Annotated in this window: 19 protein-coding genes; 15 read left to right on the forward strand and 4 right to left on the reverse strand. The window is 67.7% G+C overall.

The window, feature by feature from the left end; translation table 11 throughout:
- Nucleotides 1-39: 39 nt before the first annotated feature.
- The 6 genes from FAZ69_RS11380 (at nucleotide 40) to rfaE2 (ending at nucleotide 6285) form a co-directional block, all read left to right on the forward strand.
- Entirely contained in the window at nucleotides 40-1221 is a 1182-nt protein-coding gene (locus FAZ69_RS11380; protein WP_136894360.1) for an ABC transporter substrate-binding protein, read from the forward strand.
- 182 nt (nucleotides 1222-1403) lie between these two features.
- Nucleotides 1404-2231 (forward strand): enoyl-CoA hydratase/isomerase family protein, encoded by an 828-nt coding sequence (locus FAZ69_RS11385; protein WP_136894362.1) that lies wholly within the window; start codon nucleotides 1404-1406, stop codon nucleotides 2229-2231.
- Between the two features lie 61 nt (nucleotides 2232-2292).
- Nucleotides 2293-3111 carry a PhaM family polyhydroxyalkanoate granule multifunctional regulatory protein gene (locus FAZ69_RS11390; RefSeq protein WP_136894364.1) on the forward strand — a complete coding sequence of 273 codons (819 nt, stop codon included), beginning with the start codon at nucleotides 2293-2295 and terminating at the stop codon, nucleotides 3109-3111.
- Nucleotides 3112-3169: 58 nt separating this feature from the next.
- Nucleotides 3170-4411 (forward strand): patatin-like phospholipase family protein, encoded by a 1242-nt coding sequence (locus FAZ69_RS11395; protein ID WP_136894366.1) that lies wholly within the window; start codon nucleotides 3170-3172, stop codon nucleotides 4409-4411.
- A gap of 414 nt (nucleotides 4412-4825) precedes the next feature.
- The gene (locus FAZ69_RS11400) at nucleotides 4826-5701 is read left to right on the forward strand and encodes a ferritin family protein (protein ID WP_136894368.1); all 876 of its coding nucleotides are present in this window, start codon (nucleotides 4826-4828) and stop codon (nucleotides 5699-5701) included.
- A gap of 98 nt (nucleotides 5702-5799) precedes the next feature.
- Nucleotides 5800-6285, forward strand: a complete 486-nt coding sequence (rfaE2, locus tag FAZ69_RS11405; RefSeq protein WP_136894370.1) for a D-glycero-beta-D-manno-heptose 1-phosphate adenylyltransferase — start codon at nucleotides 5800-5802, stop codon at nucleotides 6283-6285.
- A 68-nt stretch (nucleotides 6286-6353) separates the two neighbouring features.
- Here rfaE2 and FAZ69_RS11410 read toward each other — a convergent pair whose 3' ends face one another.
- The 3 genes from FAZ69_RS11410 to FAZ69_RS11420 are packed head-to-tail and all read right to left on the reverse strand — an operon-like array spanning nucleotide 6354 to nucleotide 8394.
- Nucleotides 6354-6593 (reverse strand): hypothetical protein, encoded by a 240-nt coding sequence (locus FAZ69_RS11410; RefSeq protein ID WP_136894372.1) that lies wholly within the window; start codon nucleotides 6591-6593, stop codon nucleotides 6354-6356.
- A 46-nt stretch (nucleotides 6594-6639) separates the two neighbouring features.
- Complete coding sequence (locus tag FAZ69_RS11415) at nucleotides 6640-7482, reverse strand: type III pantothenate kinase (protein ID WP_136894374.1); 843 nt, start codon at nucleotides 7480-7482, stop codon at nucleotides 6640-6642.
- Entirely contained in the window at nucleotides 7483-8394 is a 912-nt protein-coding gene (locus FAZ69_RS11420; protein WP_136894376.1) for a biotin--[acetyl-CoA-carboxylase] ligase, read from the reverse strand.
- Nucleotides 8395-8490: 96 nt separating this feature from the next.
- Between FAZ69_RS11420 and FAZ69_RS11425 the strand changes: the two genes are divergently transcribed.
- The 9 genes from FAZ69_RS11425 (at nucleotide 8491) to FAZ69_RS11465 (ending at nucleotide 16205) form a co-directional block, all read left to right on the forward strand.
- Complete coding sequence (locus FAZ69_RS11425) at nucleotides 8491-9624, forward strand: MlaE family ABC transporter permease (protein WP_136894378.1); 1134 nt, start codon at nucleotides 8491-8493, stop codon at nucleotides 9622-9624.
- Complete coding sequence (locus tag FAZ69_RS11430; protein ID WP_136894380.1) at nucleotides 9621-10499, forward strand: ABC transporter ATP-binding protein; 879 nt, start codon at nucleotides 9621-9623, stop codon at nucleotides 10497-10499. Before FAZ69_RS11425 ends, FAZ69_RS11430 begins: the two co-directional genes overlap by 4 nt.
- Before the next feature lie 102 nt (nucleotides 10500-10601).
- The gene (locus FAZ69_RS11435; protein WP_136894382.1) at nucleotides 10602-11564 is read left to right on the forward strand and encodes an MlaD family protein; all 963 of its coding nucleotides are present in this window, start codon (nucleotides 10602-10604) and stop codon (nucleotides 11562-11564) included.
- Between the two features lie 34 nt (nucleotides 11565-11598).
- Nucleotides 11599-12240: an ABC-type transport auxiliary lipoprotein family protein gene (locus FAZ69_RS11440; protein ID WP_136894385.1), complete on the forward strand. Its 642-nt coding sequence runs from the start codon at nucleotides 11599-11601 to the stop codon at nucleotides 12238-12240.
- A 141-nt stretch (nucleotides 12241-12381) separates the two neighbouring features.
- Nucleotides 12382-12705: a (2Fe-2S) ferredoxin domain-containing protein gene (locus FAZ69_RS11445; protein ID WP_136894387.1), complete on the forward strand. Its 324-nt coding sequence runs from the start codon at nucleotides 12382-12384 to the stop codon at nucleotides 12703-12705.
- Nucleotides 12706-12747: 42 nt separating this feature from the next.
- Nucleotides 12748-13392, forward strand: a complete 645-nt coding sequence (locus tag FAZ69_RS11450; RefSeq protein WP_136894389.1) for an alpha/beta hydrolase — start codon at nucleotides 12748-12750, stop codon at nucleotides 13390-13392.
- A gap of 332 nt (nucleotides 13393-13724) precedes the next feature.
- Nucleotides 13725-14951, forward strand: coding sequence for a D-alanyl-D-alanine carboxypeptidase family protein (locus FAZ69_RS11455; protein WP_136894391.1), 1227 nt, complete (start codon nucleotides 13725-13727; stop codon nucleotides 14949-14951).
- A 14-nt stretch (nucleotides 14952-14965) separates the two neighbouring features.
- Nucleotides 14966-15865: a D-amino acid aminotransferase gene (locus FAZ69_RS11460; protein WP_136894393.1), complete on the forward strand. Its 900-nt coding sequence runs from the start codon at nucleotides 14966-14968 to the stop codon at nucleotides 15863-15865.
- Between the two features lie 70 nt (nucleotides 15866-15935).
- Nucleotides 15936-16205, forward strand: a complete 270-nt coding sequence (locus FAZ69_RS11465; protein ID WP_136894395.1) for a DUF493 family protein — start codon at nucleotides 15936-15938, stop codon at nucleotides 16203-16205.
- A 22-nt stretch (nucleotides 16206-16227) separates the two neighbouring features.
- On the opposite strand, the gene FAZ69_RS11470 is transcribed toward FAZ69_RS11465, so the two are convergent.
- Nucleotides 16228-17187 (reverse strand): transcriptional regulator GcvA, encoded by a 960-nt coding sequence (locus FAZ69_RS11470; RefSeq protein ID WP_136894396.1) that lies wholly within the window; start codon nucleotides 17185-17187, stop codon nucleotides 16228-16230.
- Between the last annotated feature and the right edge of the window lie 42 nt (nucleotides 17188-17229).

The following is a 17229-nucleotide window of genomic DNA, read 5'->3' on the forward strand; positions in this document are numbered from 1 at the left end:
GACGTTCCACGCGATAACAACGATGAAACGGAGACTGGGATGCCGCGATTTCCCTCGGTTGTGCTTCGTCTTTCACGCTTGAGCATTCGATCCGCGCCCGCAGCCGCGGCGCTCGTTCCCACGCTCGCGCTCGCCCAGGTCAAGATCGGCCTGGTGCTGTCGCTGACGGGCCCGGCCGCATCGCTCGGCATTCCCGCGCGCGACACCGCCCTGATGCTGCCGCGCGAGATCGCCGGCCAAAAGGTCGAATACATCGTGCTCGACGATGCCTCCGACACGACTCAGGCCGTGCAGGACACCCAGAAGCTGATCGCCGAGCAGCACGTCGACGCGATCATCGGCTCGTCGACGACCCCCAACACGCTCGCGATGCTCGACACCGTCGCCGCCGGCGAAACGCCTGCGATCTCGCTCGCGTCGTCGGCGAAGATCATCGAGCCTGTCGATGCGAAGCGCCACTGGATGTTCAAGACCCCGCAGACCGACGCGATGATGGCCTCGGCGATCGCCGAGCACGCGGGCAACCACGGCGTGAAGACGATCGCCTACATCGGGCAGGCTGACGCGCTCGGCGAGACCTTCTACGCCGAAGTCGCGAAGTTCGCGCAGCTGCATCACATCGAGATCGTCGCGAACGAGCGCTTCAACCGCACCGATCCGAGCGTCACGGGGCAGGTGCTCAAGATCATGGCGGCGAAGCCCGATGCAGTGGTGGTCGGGGCGGCCGGGACGCCTGCGGCGCTGCCGCCGAAGACGCTCGTCGAGCGCGGCTACAAGGGCCGGATCTATCACAATCACGGCGTCGGCAATAACGACTTCCTGCGCGTCTGCGGCGCCGACTGCAACGGCACGTTTCTGCCCGCGAGCCCGGTGCTGGTCGCCGCGCAATTGCCAGCCGACCATCCGGCCAGGCGCGTTGCGCTCGCCTATATCGCGCGCTTCGAAGCGCAGCACGGCGCGGGCAGCGTGTCGGCGTTCGGCGCCTATGCGTGGGACGCCGGGATGCTGCTCGCCGACGCGGTTCCCGTGGCGCTCAAGCAGGCGGCGCCCGGCACGCCGGCGTTCCGCCAGGCGCTGCGCGACGCGCTCGAAGCGACGCATGGGCTTGCCGATACGAACGGTGTCGTCAACATGAGCGCGACCGATCATCTCGGGCTCGATCAGCGCGCCCGCGTGATGGTGGAGATCGTCAACGGGAAATGGGTTTACCAGGCGCGCTGAGTGTCACGCGCGCCGCAACCGCATCGACATTCGAATACCGCCTACCATGGATTCATCGACCGCTGTGGGCCTGGAGTAAGCGCTGAAGCGCTAACTCCAGGCAACCACAGCATGGGATGGCAGTAGGCGCTGAAGCGCCAACTCCCATCGACACCGGTCGCAGCGACCGGAAGGACACGCCCATGAACGACCTCGCTTTCTACGCGCGCTACAAGTCGTTGCGCTTGCGGCGCCATCCGCACGGCATCCTCGAAATCGTGATGAGCGGCGAGGGCGCCAACAAGAGCAACCTCGCCACCGCCGACGAGCAGATGCACCGCGAGCTCGCCGACATCTGGCGCGACATCGACCGCGATCCCGAGACGCGCGTCGCGGTGATCCGCGGCGAGGGCAAGGGCTTCTCGGCGGGCGGCGACCTCAATCTCGTCGAGCAGATGGCGACGCACTTCGACGTGCGTGCGCGCGTCTGGCGCGAGGCGCGCGACCTCGTCTACAACGTGATCAACTGCGGCAAGCCGATCGTCTCGGCGATGCACGGGCCGGCGGTGGGCGCGGGGCTCGTCGCGGGGCTGCTCGCCGACATCTCGATCGCGGCGAAGAGCGCGCGCATCATCGACGGACATACGCGCCTGGGCGTCGCGGCCGGCGACCACGCCGCGATCGTCTGGCCGCTCCTGTGCGGGATGGCGAAGGCGAAGTACTACCTGATGCTGTGCGAGCCGGTGAGCGGCGAGGAGGCGGAGCGCATCGGCCTCGTCTCGCTCGCCGTCGACGACAACGACCTGCTGCCGAAGGCATTCGAAGTCGCGACCCGGCTCGCGAATGGCTCGCAGACGGCGATCCGCTGGACCAAGTACGCGCTGAACAACTGGCTGCGCATGGCGGGGCCGTCGTTCGATACGTCGCTCGCGCTCGAATTCATGGGCTTCTCCGGGCCGGACGTGCACGAGGGCGTGCAGTCTCTGCGCGAGCGGCGCGCGCCGGACTTTCCGGGCGGCGATCCGTTCTGAGGCGCGGCTCGCAAGGTATGATCGATCGAACGGTTCAGATTGAGTCCATGGGAGATAGCCAATGACCGACACCACCGGCGCCATGCCGCCCTTTCCCGGCTTCCCGGGTTTCCCGCCCGCCGAGATGCTCGACAAGATGTGGGACATGATGCGTCTCACCCCCTTCGGCTCGGCGTTCCCTGGCATGCAGGCGGGCAGCGCGCCCGGGTTCTCCGCTGTGTCCGACATGATGGCGCCGCTCATGAGCGTCGAAGAGCTCGACAAGCGCATCACGGACATGCGCGCGGTCGAGCAGTGGCTCAAGCTCAACCTGAACATGCTGCAATCGGCCATCCAGGCGCTCGAGGTGCAGCGCGCGACGCTCGCGACGCTGCGCGCGTTCGGCTCGTTCGCGCAGGCGTCGATGGCGCAGGCGGCTCAGGGGGCGGCGTCCGCGTCGAAGGCGGCGGCTGAGTCCGGCGCCGAGGCGGCGTCGTGGGCGCGGCCGGCTGCGGCGGATGCGGCTTCGAACGCCCAGGCCGAGGCGTCCGCGAGCAGCGCGGCCCAGGCGAACGAGGAGCCCGCAGCGGCCAATGCGCCGAATGCTGCGCCGTTCGATCCGTCCGGCTGGTGGAATCTCCTGCAATCGCAGTTCAACCAGCTCGCGCAGTTCGCGATGGCTCAGCCTGGTGCGGCGCCGGGCGCCGAGCATGCGGAGTCCTCGGACGTCGCCGAGTTCGCCAAGGAAGCCGAGGAGGAAGCGCGCGCTGCCGCAAAGGCCGCCGCCAAGACGGCGGACGAACCCGGCAAGCCGGCGCCCGCGGCCAAGCGGCCGGCGGCCAAACGCGCCGCGGCCAAGTCCGCCTCCAAGGCGGCGGGCGCGCCGCACGACGAGAAGTAGGCGCCAGGCGCTTGCCCATGATGCGCACCGGCGCTGCCTTTTCATTGCGCTTGGCGTCGTGCGGCTCGCGCTCGTCCTGATGGGCGGCGGCGCGCGCGCCGCCTATCAAGCCGGCGCGCTCAAGGCGCTGGCCGAAATCGCCGGCGCCGTCGATCCGGCGCGCCGCGCGAACCCGTTCACCATTATCTGCGGCACGTCGGCGGGGGCGATCAACGCGACCTCGATCGCCAGTCATGCCGACGATTTCATGGACGGCGCGGAACGGCTGACCGAATTCTGGTCGACCATCCGCGCGCGCCAGGTGTATCGGACCGATTGGCCGGGCGTCGCCGCCGCGGGCGCGCGCTGGCTCGCCGCGATGAGCTTCGGCTGGGCCGTGCGCCGTTCGCCGCGCGCGCTCTTCGACAACGCGCCGCTCGCGCATCTGCTGCACGGCGCGCTCAGCCTCCATCGCATCGAGCAGATGCTCGACACGCGCGCGCTGCACGCGCTCTCGATTACCGCGCTCAGCTATTCGAGCGGCCGGCACCTGACCTTCTATCAGGCCGGCGAGCCGATCCAGGCGTGGCGGCGCGCGCAGCGCACGGCGCGCATGGTCGCGCTCGATGCGTCGCATCTGCTGGCATCGTCGGCGATTCCGTACCTGTTTCCGGCCGTGCCGCTCGAAGTCGACGGGCAGACCGAGTACTTCGGCGACGGTTCGATCCGTCAGATCGCGCCGCTTTCGCCCGCGATCCACTTCGGCGCGGACCGCATCGTCGTGCTCGGCGCAGCGGCGCCGCGTCCTGAGGTGCCGGCGGCATCGGGGCTCGCGAGCGGCTACCCGTCGCTCGCGCAGATCGGCCAGCAGGTGCTGGCGAGCGTCTTTCTCGACTCGATCGGCGCCGATATCGAGCGCATCGAGCACATCAACGGCATGCTCCGGCATCTGCCGCACCACGTGGAGCCGGAAAGCGGCTGGCGCCACGTCGACGTGCTCGCGATCGCGCCCTCCGAGCGGATCGAGCTGATCGCGGCGCGGCATCTGAAGCGATTGCCGCTGACGGTGCGTGGCCTGTTGGGGGCGGTCGGCGGCAACCGGGCGGCGGGCGCGGCGTTTGCGAGCTATCTGCTGTTCGAGGCGGAATTCGCGAGCGAGCTGATCGAGCTCGGCTACCGGGACACGCTCGCCAGCCGGGAGCGGCTCTCGGAGTGGATCGACGCGGCGCATTCGGCGGGTGGAAATGACCGCGCGGCGGGTGGAAACGGCGGCGTGGCGGGCGCGAGGCCGGTTGGCGGCAAGGGCCGGAGCGAGCACTGACTTGAGCGCCTGAAGGCAGGCGGCGTAAGGCTGAGCGCCTTTTGGAGCAGGGCCGGCGTGCTATGATTGCAACAGCTCTTGGCCCGTTGGCGTGAATTGAACCCAACCACTTCCGGCAGCCGCTTGCGCCGCCGGTCAACGGTCGCCGCACGGCTCCCACAAGTACGCAGCCGGCAACCCAAAGGCTGGCGCTATCACAACTACAAGGCATTCCTCATCGCGATTTGGCCCGCCTGCAGGAAGTGTTCGCTTCTTGCAACGGGGCAAAGAGCCGCAGGGGCTTCTACGGACAATCATCCGTCCGGCGACTCGATTACCGCGTAAAATTGAAATCTTGGCTGCGATGGCGAGCGATTTGCCACGTTTGCCGCAACAGTTAAGAACAGACGCAATGTGCAGAACAGGGGTGGGACGATGAACACCATGCTTTATCCGGAACTTTACAGATCGCTCGAATCCGTCCGATGGGACATGGAGAAGGACATTCCCTGGGACAAGTTCGACGCGTCGCTCCTGACCGACGAGCAGGCGCAGACCATCAAGATGAACGCGATCACCGAGTGGTCCGCGCTGCCCGCGACGGAAATGTTCCTGCGCGACAATCATCACGACAGCGATTTTTCCGCGTTCATGAGCGTGTGGTTCTTCGAGGAGCAGAAGCATTCGCTCGTGCTGATGGAGTACCTGCGCCGTTTCAAGCCGGAACTCGTGCCCACCGAGGCCGAGCTGCACGCAGTCCGCTTCGAGTTCGATCCCGCCCCGCCGCTCGAGACGCTGATGCTGCACTTCTGCGGCGAGATCCGCCTCAATCACTGGTATCGCCGCGCCGCCGAGTGGCACACCGAGCCGGTCATCAAGCACATCTACGAAACGATCTCGCGCGACGAGGCGCGCCATGGCGGCGCGTATCTGCGCTACATGAAGAAGGCGATGGGCAATTTCGGCGACGTCGCGCGCGCGGCGTTCGCGAAGATCGGCGTGCTGATGGCGTCGGCGCGCCGCACCGAAAAGCCGCTGCACCCGACCAACCTGCACGTGAACCAGGCGCTGTTCCCGCGCGATACGATCCAGTCGCGCCTGCCCGATCCCGAATGGCTCGAGCGCTGGCTCGACGAGCAAATCCGCTTCGACGACGGCTGGGAGAAGAAGGTGGTCGAGCGTATTCTGCACAACCTGTCGTTGCTGTTCGAGCGCACGTTCACGACGGCGCAGGAGTTGAACCGCTATCGCAAGGAAGTCGCGGCGCGCCTGCAGGCCGACCAAGGTTCGGCGCAGCAGCAGCCGGCCTGACGTTTCAAGGTGAAAAGCCCGCCGGTTCGATCCGGCGGGCTTTTTTTCTGCGCGCTGCCTGGCTTTGCGGCGCTTCTCCCTCTCCCTCCGGACCCGCCATGGCCGCCAGTTTCGAACGCAAGCTCATTACCCGTGAGGCGCTCGCCGCGCTCCGCCCCACGCTCGCGGGCCCCGTCGTCTTCACCAACGGCGTCTTCGACATCCTGCATCGCGGGCACGTCACCTATCTCGCGGACGCCAGGGCGCTCGGGGCGAGCCTCATCGTCGGCGTGAACAGCGACGCGTCGGTGCGCATGCTGGGCAAAGGCGACGATCGCCCGATCAACCGCGAAGACGACCGCATGGCGCTGCTGGCGGCGCTGGAGAGCGTCGATTGGGTGGTGCGCTTCGACGAGAAGACGCCCGTCGAGCTGATCGAGGCGGTGCGCCCGGACATTCTCGTGAAGGGCGGCGACTACGACATGGATGCGCTGCCGGAATCCGCGCTCGTGCGCGGCTGGGGCGGCAAGGCTCTGGCGATTCCGTTCGAGCACGAGCGCTCGACGACAGCGTTGCTCAAGAAAGTGCGGGCGTTCGGCGCTTAGCGCCGTGCTGATTTGGCAGTCGGCGAACCGGGGCCGCGAACGACGCCTCGGCCTGGCGCTCGACGCCGCTACTGCGTCAACGTCGACGCCTGGACCGGCGCCACGGGCGCTGGGCCGCCGACCACGGGCTGATCGGCGGCATCGGCGGCTGAGATCGGTTTGACCGTCAGCCAGTCGGGATGAAGCTGCCGGTTCAGGTGACTCGGCTCGCGCTCGCCCGATGCCGGCAGCACGCCGAACAAGCCGCTCGCGAGTGCGAACGCGAGCAGGTTGGCGAGAAAGAGAATGGCGACCAGCCAGCGCAACATCGTGGGGCTCTCCGTCAAATAAGTGGGACTTGCATCGGCCGGCGCGTCATGCGCGAGGCGGCTCGGTGCGGGTTTGCGCATGGTCCGCATTGTCGCTTGCCGCCGCGATCAGCGCGAGCCCCGACAGCACGAGCCCATCGTGCCGCGTGTGCGGCACGGCCAGCGCCGGCGCGATTTCGTCCGCCGCGCCGCCGCCCAGCACGAGCCGCACCGGCGCGCCCCAGGCGCCGCTCAATTCGCGCCATGCGCGCTCGATCAACCCCGTCTGCGCGAGCAGGCACCCCGCCGACAACGCGCTCGGCGTATCGGTCGCGAACCAGTCGCGCTCGCGCTTGCCGCCGATCAGGCTCTTCGCCGAGGCGGCCGTGAGCGTCGGCAATTGCGCCGTGTGCTCGCCAAGCGAATGCATCATCAGCGACCAGCCCGGCGCGATCAGGCCGCCCGTGAAGAGGCCGTCGGCGCGTAGTGCTTCGAGCGTGGTCGCGGTGCCGAGCGTCGCGATCAGCAGGTGCTCCCCCGGAAACGCCGCATGCGCGCCGATCATCCCCGCCCAGCGGTCGCTGCCGAGACGCTCGGGTTGCGGATAGCTGTTCGTCACGCCGCATTGCTGTCTGGCTGCGCGGATGGTCGTGCGCGGCAGTTGCGGCCAATGCCGGTCGAGGAGCGTCGCGATGCGCTCGGCGACTGCGTCGCCGGCGACGTTCGAGATCCAGGCGCCCCGGGGCGTGGGCAGCGACAGCCACGCGGGCTCGCCGGCCAAAGCCGCTTCGGACGAAGCCGGTGCGTGCGAAAAGGCGCCGCTTTGCAGCAGCGCGCCGTTTGCATCGGCCAAGGCCCATTTGACCCGGCTGTTGCCCGCATCGATCAGCAGGAACGGTGCGCCGCTCATCTACATGCGCTCCGCGAGGCGCAGCGACACGTCGCCGGTCGCGATCGGCCGCACGCCTTGCGAGGTTTCGAGCAGCAGCTGGCCCAGCGCGTCGACACCGAGCGCGACGCCGCGCGCCACTTCGGCGCCTTGCTCGAGCAGCACCACCTCGCGGCCTGCATACGCGTGATGCGCGGACCAGCGCGCCGCGAACGGCGCGAATCCGTCTGATGAAAACAGCGTGAGCGCGCCGGCGAGCGCATTCAGCACCGCGACGAAGGTATCGGTGAGATTGGCGTCCGGCAGCGCCTCGGAGAGTGCTGCGGGCTGCGTTGCGCGCGCTTGCGCGGCGACGCCGGCCTGCTGCGCGCCGACCTGCTCGGCCAGCGCCCGGGCGCCGTGCACGTTGATGCCCGCGCCGATCACGACAGCGCTGGCTTCAGGCGTGCTCCATGCCGTTTCGATCAGGATGCCGGCCAGCTTGCCGCCGTCGAGCAAAACGTCGTTCGGCCATTTCAGCGCGACCTGCGCGCCGTCGGCAAGCGGCAGCGTTCGCAGGCCTTCGACGAGCGCCGTGCCGGCCGCGAGACTCAACCCCGCAAGCCCTTCGAGCGGCCGCGGCAGCACGCAGCCGAGCGAGAGCATCAGCGCGTTGCCTGGCTCGCCGAACCACGTGCGTCCCTGGCGTCCGCGTCCGGCGCTCTGGCGGTAGGCGACGCGCACGGCGGGCATGGCGAGCGCCCCCGGGTCGCGCGAACGGCCCTTGAACGCCGTCATCAGGTCGGCGTTGGTCGAGCCGGTTTCGTCGACGATCTCGATCGTCCAGCGGCGCACCGCGGGCGTGAAGCGCTCCCTGGCGCGAACCGGGTCGATGCGCCAGGCGTCGCCCGCAGGCCCGCTGCCATCGACAGAAAAGGAAGAATTGTTATTCATGAGGCGTATTGTAGCGAGAGGGGTCCGTCCCGACGGTCCTAGACCGGAGGCTTCGCTACAATGGCCGCTGTCCTTTTTCGCGTCGATTCCCGATCCTTGAACTTCGATACTCCCCCCGGCCTGCGAATCGAGGCCGCCGGTGCAGGCAAGGTCATCCGGCTGTCCGGGCAGTGGACAGCGCTGGCGCTCGCGCGCGACCGCGACCGCCGCACCGGCGCGATGGCGCGCCTGCGCGCGCAGCGCGATCCGCAACACGGCCAATGGGACCTGTCGGCGATCGAGCGCATGGATCACGTCGGCGGACAGGCGCTCTGGCGCGTCTGGGGCCGCAAGCTGCCCGAGCGGATCGAGCTCACCGACACGCAGCGCGACATCTTCGAGCGCATCGCGCTGCTCGACAGCCAGCGCGAGGAGGCCGAGCCCGTCGAGCGCATCGATCCGGTCACGCGCCTGGGCCTCTCGATCTTCTCGTTCTTCGATCACCTGCAGGGCGGCGTCGCGATGTTCGGCCGCGTCGTGCTCGATCTGATCTCGGTGGCGAAGAAGCCCAAGACCATGCCGTGGACCGAGATCTCGGCGAACGTCTACAGCACCGGCGCGCAGGCGCTGCCGATCACCGCGCTCGTCGCGTTCCTGATCGGCATCGTGCTGTCGTATCTGTCGGCGCAGCAGCTGCGCCTGTTCGGCGCGAACCAGTACATCGTCAACATCCTCGGGCTGTCGGTGATCCGCGAGCTGGGGCCGGTGCTGTCGGCGATTCTCGTGGCCGGGCGCTCGGGCTCGGCGATCACCGCGCAGATCGGCGTGATGCGCGTGACCGAAGAGCTCGACGCGATGCGCGTGATGGGCATCCCGCACGGCCTGCGCATCATCCTGCCGCGCGTGATGGCGCTCGGCGTGTCGATGCCGCTGCTCGTCATGTGGACCAATATCGTCGCGCTCCTGGGCGGCGCGCTCGCCGCCAAGCTCGTGCTCGGCATCGACATGTGGTATTTCGCCCGCGCGCTGCCGGGCGTGGTGCCGATCGCGAATCTGTGGATCGGCCTCGGCAAGGGCGTCGCGTTCGGCATGCTGATCGCGATCGCCGCGTGCCATTTCGGCTTCCGGATCAAGGCGAATTCGCAGAGCCTGGGCGAAGGCACGACGACCTCGGTCGTCTCGTCGATCACGATCGTGATCCTCGCCGACGCCGTGTTCGCGATCCTCTTTCAGAACGTGGGGCTCGGATGACCGCGCCGCTCGCACCGGCTGTGCGCAACCAGCCGCCGCCCGAGATCGCCGAGCCGGTGATCGAGGTGCGCGACCTGACCAAGCGCTACGGCCGCAACGTGATTCACGAGAACCTGAACTTCGATGTGAGGCGCGGTGAGATCGTGTCGATCGTCGGCGGCTCGGGGTCGGGCAAGACGACGCTCGTGCGGCAGATCCTCGGCCTCGAGCGGCCGACCTCGGGCACGATCAGGGTGTTCGGCGAGGACACCGCGAAGATCGACCCCGAGTCCGCGCACATCATGCGCAGCCGCTCCGGCATGCTGTTCCAGCAAGGCGCGCTGTTCTCGTCGCTGTCGGTGTTCGATAACATCGCGCAGCCGATCCGCGAGCTCGGCCGCGTGCCCGCCGGGCTTCTGCGCGACATCGTGATGCTCAAGCTCGAGATGGTCGGCCTGCCGTGCAAGCACGCGTCGAAGATGCCGGCGGCGCTCTCGGGCGGGATGGTGAAGCGCGTCGGCATTGCGCGCGCGCTTGCGCTCGAGCCGGAGCTGCTGTTCCTCGACGAGCCGACGGCCGGGCTCGATCCGCGCGCGTCCGACGAATTCGTCGAGCTGATCGCGACGCTGCATCGCGCGCTGGGCCTCACTGTCGTGATGGTGACGCACGATCTCGACACGATGGTCGCGCTCTCGACGCGCGTCGCCGTGATCGCCGACCGCAAGGTGCTGGTGGCCGCGCCGGTGGAGGAGGCGGCCAACGTCGATCATCCGTTCATCAAGGAATATTTTCTCGGACTGCGCGGCCGGCGGGCGCTGCAGGCGCTGCCGCCGGAGCGGCGCGCGAAGCTGCCGCCGGCCGCGCTCGAGCCCGCGTCGGCCGAGGTGCCGCTGTGACCGGCGCGATGGCGAATCGACAGCCGGACAAGCCGTAACCGCAACTGGGCAGGCAAGCGGGGCAAGAAAGCCACCGCCGCCTGCAAGGGAAGGAACCCGCGAATGGAAAACAAATCACATGCGTTCTGGGCTGGGCTCTTCACGATCGGATTGGCGATCGCGATTGCGCTCACCGTGTTCTGGTTCAACGTCGACCGCTCGGTGCGTATCCCGTACGACCTGATCGCGCGCACCAACGTGACGGGGCTGTTCACCGACGCCGCCGTGCGCTATCGCGGGCTCGACGTCGGCAAGGTGCAGTCGATCCATTTCGATCGGCAGCACCCCGGGCAGATCGTGATCCGGATCCTCGTCGACAAGACCGCGCCGATCACGCACTCCACGTATGGCAGCCTCGGCTTCCAGGGCGTGACGGGCATCGCGTTCGTGCAGCTCGAGGATACCGGGCGCAATCTGACGCCGTTCCCGTCGTCGGCGAAGCAGGTCGCGCAGATCCCGATGCGCCCGGGCCTGCTCGACCAGCTGCAGGAGCGCGGCGACGTGCTGATGCGCGAGCTCGAAAGCGTCGCCAAGCATGCCGACAACATGATGTCCGACGACATGCGCGACCAATTGAAGGCGACGCTCGCGAGCCTGCAAGGGGCGGCCGACAACGTGTCGGTGATCGCCAAGCAGGCGTCGCCCGCGATGTCGAAGCTGCCGGGCACGCTCGATCAGCTGAGCAGCACGCTCGCCTCGACCAATGCGCTGATCTCGCACGTGAACGGCCAGAACGGGCCGCTCGTGACGAACCTGAACAAGATCGGCGATGCGGCCGATCGCGCGAGCGCGGCGCTCACGACGATGAACGCGTCGCTGCAGGACACGGCCTCGCGCGTGAACTACGAGACGCTGCCGCGCGTGGACGCGCTGACCTCCGAGGTCGGCAGCGCCGTGCGCTCGGTGGATCGCGCGGCGGACCTGTTCAGCACGAGCCCGAGGAGCGTGCTGTTCGGCGCGCCCGCCCCGACGCCCGGCCCCGGCGAGCCAGGTTTCAACTGGCCGCAGTCCGCTGCCTCGCATTGAACGAATTTGAGCATCCAAGTCAGGAACCTTGCCAATGTCACGCCCGACTGACCGCCCCTTTTCTTTCCACCCGCCGCTTGCGGGCGCGTTCGCGGCGCTCCTGCTCGCGCTTGGCGTGCTCGCCGGCTGCACGCTGGGGACGCCTGCCGCCGTCGCCGACATCCGCTACGATCTCGGCCCCGCGGCCCCGGCCGCGTCGCCCGGGCCGCTCCCGCCGTACAAGGTGCTCGACGTCAGCGCGCCGCAGGTGCTCAACAGCGACGGCGTCATCTATCGCCTGAGCTACGCCGACAACCAGCGCACCGCGACCTACGCGAACAGCCACTGGACGATGCCGCCCGCGCAGCTGCTCACGCAGCGTCTGCGCGCGGCGCTGTCGTCGCACGGCACGGTGCTCACGGGCGGCGACGGCGTGCATGCGCCGGTGCTGAAGGTGGATCTCGAGCAGTTCGAGCAGGTCTTCGACGGCCAGTCGGAAAGCCACGGCGCGCTTACCGCACGCGCGACGTTGATGCTCGACGGCAAGGTGCTCGGCCAGCAGACGTTCATCGCGCGCGCGCCCGCCAGCACGGCCGATGCCGCCGGCGGCGCGCGTGCGCTCGCGGCGGCGAGCGACGACTTCGTCTCGCAGCTCGTCGCGTGGCTCGGCATGACGCCGGTCGTCGCGCAGCAATGACGGGTGGGGGCGGAGGCCCGGCCCTGGTGCGCAGCGACCGTTCGCCGCGCTCGCTATAATCGCCCCGGCTGGCCTCGATGTCTCGACGATGCATCGAGGCCATGCGCATGGCCTCATCGACGTCCTCACCTTTCCGACACCATGGATTCCTTTTACAAATACCACGTGTTCTTTTGCCTGAACCAGCGCGAGCCGGGCGCCGAGCGGCCGAGCTGCGCGAACTGCAATGCGCAGGCGATGCAGGAGCATGCGAAGAAGCGCGTGAAGCAGCTGGGCCTCGCCGGTCCCGGGCAGGTCCGCATCAACAAGGCGGGCTGCCTCGATCGTTGCGAGGAAGGGCCGACCATCGTCGTGTATCCCGAGGGCACCTGGTACACCTACGTCGACGAAACCGACATCGACGAGATCGTCGAGTCGCATCTCGCCAACGGCAAGGTCGTCGAGCGCCTGAAGATCGACCGGTGATCCGCTGATCGGCTCCTCTCGATTCACCCGCCGCGCAACGCAATGAACATCCATACGCAGAAATTCCTGATCGACGGGCCCGTCGGCAAGATCGAAGTCGCGCTCGACGTCCCCGACGCCATGCGCGAGGCGGGCGCTGCGCCGCGCGGCATCGCGCTCGTCGCGCATCCGCATCCGCTCTTCGGCGGCTCGATGGACAACAAGGTCGCACAGACGCTCGCGCGCACGCTCGTGCAGCTCAACTACGTGACCTACCGCTCGAACTTCCGCGGCGTCGGCCAGACCGAAGGCGCGCACGACAACGGCCACGGCGAGCGCGACGATCTGCTCGCCGTCCTCGATTACATGCGCGCGCAGCCGGGGCAGGCCGATCTGCCGCTCGTGCTCGCGGGCTTTTCGTTCGGCACGTTCGTGCTTTCGCACGTCGCGAAGGCGCTCGCGGACGCGGGCAAGGAGATCGAGCGGATGGTGTTCGTCGGCACCGCGGCGAGCCGCTGGGAAGTCGCGACGGTGCCCGAGAACACGCTCGTGATCCACGGCGAGACCGACGACACCGTACCGATCGCCTCCGTCTACGATTGGGCGCGGCCGCAGGAGCTGCCCATCGTCGTGATTCCGGGCGCGGAGCATTTTCTCCATCGCAAGCTGCACATCCTGAAGCGCGTCGTCCTCGATGCGTGGCACTGATGCTCATGAACGCGCGGACCGGTTTGCATTTTCACGCACACAGGTCCGCATAAAACGCAAAATCGCCACAGCGCGGCGCGTATAATGGGCGCAATTTTTTGCGCGAGTGCCGCCGCTTGATTTGACCCTGAGTGCGTGCCGAACGGGCTTTTCCTCGAGATGCGTCGCGAGCGGCGCAGTGCGTAGTCCGGGCGCGAACCGATCGCGCCGCCGGAAGTCCAACGGCTCGCCGCTTAAGTCCCTCTCAGCGGTGAAGAAGCGCTCGTGACCGGCTCTTCCAAAACGGCGCACGCGCTTCGCGTGCATTGCTCACTACCGCCCGAATCGATCCTATGCGTTTTTCCTCCTCCGGCCTCTCGTCCGCCGCTCCGTCTTTCATTCCGCAATCCGTCAGCCGTGCCGTCTCTCTCGGCCTCCTGCTGCCCGCTACGCTCGCGGCCAGCACCGCGTTCGCGCAGGTGCCGCCGCCGGGCGTGAATGCGCGCTCTTGGGTGCTCGTCGATGCGACCAGCAATCAGGTGCTCGCCTCGGGCAATCCCGATGAGCGCGTCGAGCCGGCCTCGCTCACGAAGCTGATGACGGCCTATATCGTCTTCGAAGCGCTGCAGACGAAAAAGATCTCGATGGACCAGGTCGTGACGCCGAGCGAAGCCGTGCGCCGCGTCGGCACCGACGAGTCGCGCATGTTCATCGAAGCGAACAAGCCGGTGACGGTGCACGACCTCGTCTACGGGATGATCATCCAGTCGGGCAACGATGCGGCGATCGCGCTCGCGGAGCTCGTCGGCGGCAGCGAGGCGCAGTTCGTCAGCATGATGAACACCGAGGCGCAGCGCCTCGGCATGAAGGGCACGCACTTCGCCGACGTGAACGGCATGCCCGACGCGAACCACTACACGACGGCAGGCGACCTCGCGACGCTCTCGACGCACCTGATCCGCGACTTCCCCGACTACTACAACATCTTCTCGGTCAAGGAATTCACGTACAACAAGATCAAGCAGCCGAACCGCAATCGCCTGCTGTGGATCGACCCGACCGTCGACGGCCTGAAGACGGGCCACACGCAAGCCGCCGGCTACTGCCTGATCGCGACGGCCAAGCGTCCGCTGCCGGGCTCTCCCGATGCGACGCGCCGCCTCGTGACCGTGATGATGGGCGAGCAGAAGGAGCACGACCGCGTGCAGGACAGCATGAAGATGCTGAACTACGGCTACAGCGCCTACGACATCGTGCACCTCTACAAGGCCAACCAGGTCGTGCAGACGCCGCGCGTCTACAAGGGCGCCGCCGATACGGTGCAGGTCGGCGTGAAGGGCGACCAGTACATCACGCTGCCGCGCGGCATGGGCGACAAGGTCAAGCCGCAGGTCACGCTCAACGAGCCGCTCATCGCGCCGGTCGCGAACGGCCAGCAGGTCGGCACCGTGCAGCTCGTCGCCGACGGCAAGTCGCTCGCGCAATTCCCGGTCGTCGCGCTCCAGGCGGTGCCGCAGGCGGGCGTGTTCGGCCGCATCTGGGATTCGCTGCTCTTGATGATCAACAAGAAGAAGTCGTAAAGCCTTTCAGGATCATGACGGAACAGACGCTGGACCTCGTCGTTTATCTGAACGGTGAACTGGTGCCGTTATCCGAGGCGAGCATTCCGGTGCTCGACCGCGGCTTCATCTTCGGCGACGGCATTTACGAAGTCGTGCCGCTCTATGCGGGCGAGCACGGCCTTACGCCGTTTCGTTTCAAGGAGCACCTCGCGCGCTTGTCGCGCAGCCTCGCCAAGGTCGGCATCGAGAATCCGTTCGACGACGACGGCTGGCGTGCACTGCTCGCGCGCGTGGTCGAGGCGAATGCCGGCGAGGGCGCCCATGCGGGCGGCCATTGGCTTGCCTATATTCAAGTCACGCGCGGCGTCGCCAAGCGCGGCCACGCGTTTCCGGCAGACATCCGGCCGACGGTGCTCATGATGCTCAACCCGCTGCGCCTGCCTGACGACGCAGTGCGCGAGCGCGGCGTGCGCTGCGTGAGCGCGGAGGACCGGCGCTGGCTTCATTGCGACATCAAGTCGGTGTCGCTGCTCGGCAACGTGCTGATGGCCGAGCATGCGGCGAAGAACGATGCCTTCGAGACGATCCAGTTCCGCGACGGGATGCTGACCGAGGCGTCGTCGGCGAACGTATGGGTGGTGAAGGGCGGCGAGCTCGTTGCGCCGCTGCGCGATCACAAGATCCTCGAAGGCATCCGCTACGGGCTGATCGAGGAGCTGGCGCGCGAATGCGGCATCCGTTTCAGCGCGCGCGACGTGCCCGAAGCGGAGCTGCGCGCGGCCGACGAGATCCTGATCAGCTCGGCGACCAAGGAAGTGCTGCCCGTGACCGACCTCGATGGCGCGCCCGTCGGCAGCGGCAAGCCGGGCCCGGTGTACGCGGCCCTGTATTCAGCGTATCAGCGCGCGAAGGCGCGCGAGGCGCGGATCTGAATGAAGTGCAGGGGCCTGTTATTTCCGTAAATAGGCCCTATATAGGCTGCTTGCCTGCACGGAGAGAAAGATGAGCCCGGTCAACGAATCCCTGTTCGAGTTTCCTTGCGACTTCCCCATCAAGGTGATGGGGAAGTCGCACCCCGATTTCGCCGACACGATCGCGGCGGTGATCCGCCAGTTCGATAGCGGGTTCGATGCCGCGCGCATCGAGACGCGGCCGTCCTCGGGCGGCAACTACATCGGCCTGACCGTGACAGTGCGGGCGCTGAGCCGCGAGCATCTCGACGATATCTATCGGGCGCTGACCGGGCATCCGATGGTCAAGGTGGTGTTGTAAGAAGAGGCGGCGATGGCGGCGGCTACTGCCCCGCCGTCCTCAGCACCTCCGCCGCCCCATCCCTTCCCGCCGCGCAGGCGCGGCCATAGAGCGCCTGAAACCGCTCGACCTCCTCGAAAATCCAGTCCCGGAACGCCCGCACGCGCACGGTTTCCAGCAACCGAGGCGGGCAGACGAAGTAGTAGGCCCAGGGGCTCGGACCGTCGATATCGAACAAGCGCACGAGCCGCCCCGAGGCGATCTCGTGCATCGCGATCGAGCGCCGCACGAGCCCGATGCCCTGGCCGTCGATCGCCGCCTGCAGCAGGTTCGACGAATCCTGGTACAGCACGCCGCGCTTGGGCTCCGAGGCGCTCATGAGCCCCGCCGCGTGAAACCACGGGCGCCATAGCTCGTCGTCCGAGCGCAGCAGCGGGTACTGCGGCAGGTCGGCCGGCGTCTGCGGCAAGCGTCCGCCATTGAGCGTCGGCGAGCACACCGGAAAGAACACCTCGTCGAGCAGCGGCTCGACGTGCAGTCCTTCATATTTGCCGAAGCCGAAGCGGATGGCCGCGTCGACGTCGTCGCGCGCGAAATCGGCCAGCCCGTTGGTCGACAGCAATTCGAGGTCGATTTCTGGGTACTGCTCGATGAAGCGCCCGATGCGAGGCGTCACCCAGCGCGCCGCGAACGACGTCAGGATCGACACCACGAGCCGCCGCTCGCGGTCGCCGGCGCGCACCGCGCGCGTCGCCTCGGCGAGCGCCATCAGCGCCGCGCGCACCTCCTTCGCATAGCGGCCGCCGGCTTCCGTGAGCCGCACGCGCTTGCCGTCGCGTTCGAAAAGGGCGATGTTGAGCTCGGCTTCGAGCGCGCGGATCTGATGGCTGACGGCGCCGTGCGTGACGAACATTTCGTCGGCCGCACGCGAAAAGCTTTCGTGGCGCGCGGCCGCCTCGAACGCCTTGAGTGCGTTGAGCGCGGGAAGTTGTCGAAGGTCCATTGCTAATTTTTCTCACAACGACGTGAAAATTGATCGTTTTGG

This window comes from Trinickia terrae, from assembly GCF_005144415.1.
Classification (GTDB): Bacteria; Pseudomonadota; Gammaproteobacteria; order Burkholderiales; family Burkholderiaceae; genus Trinickia_A; species Trinickia_A terrae.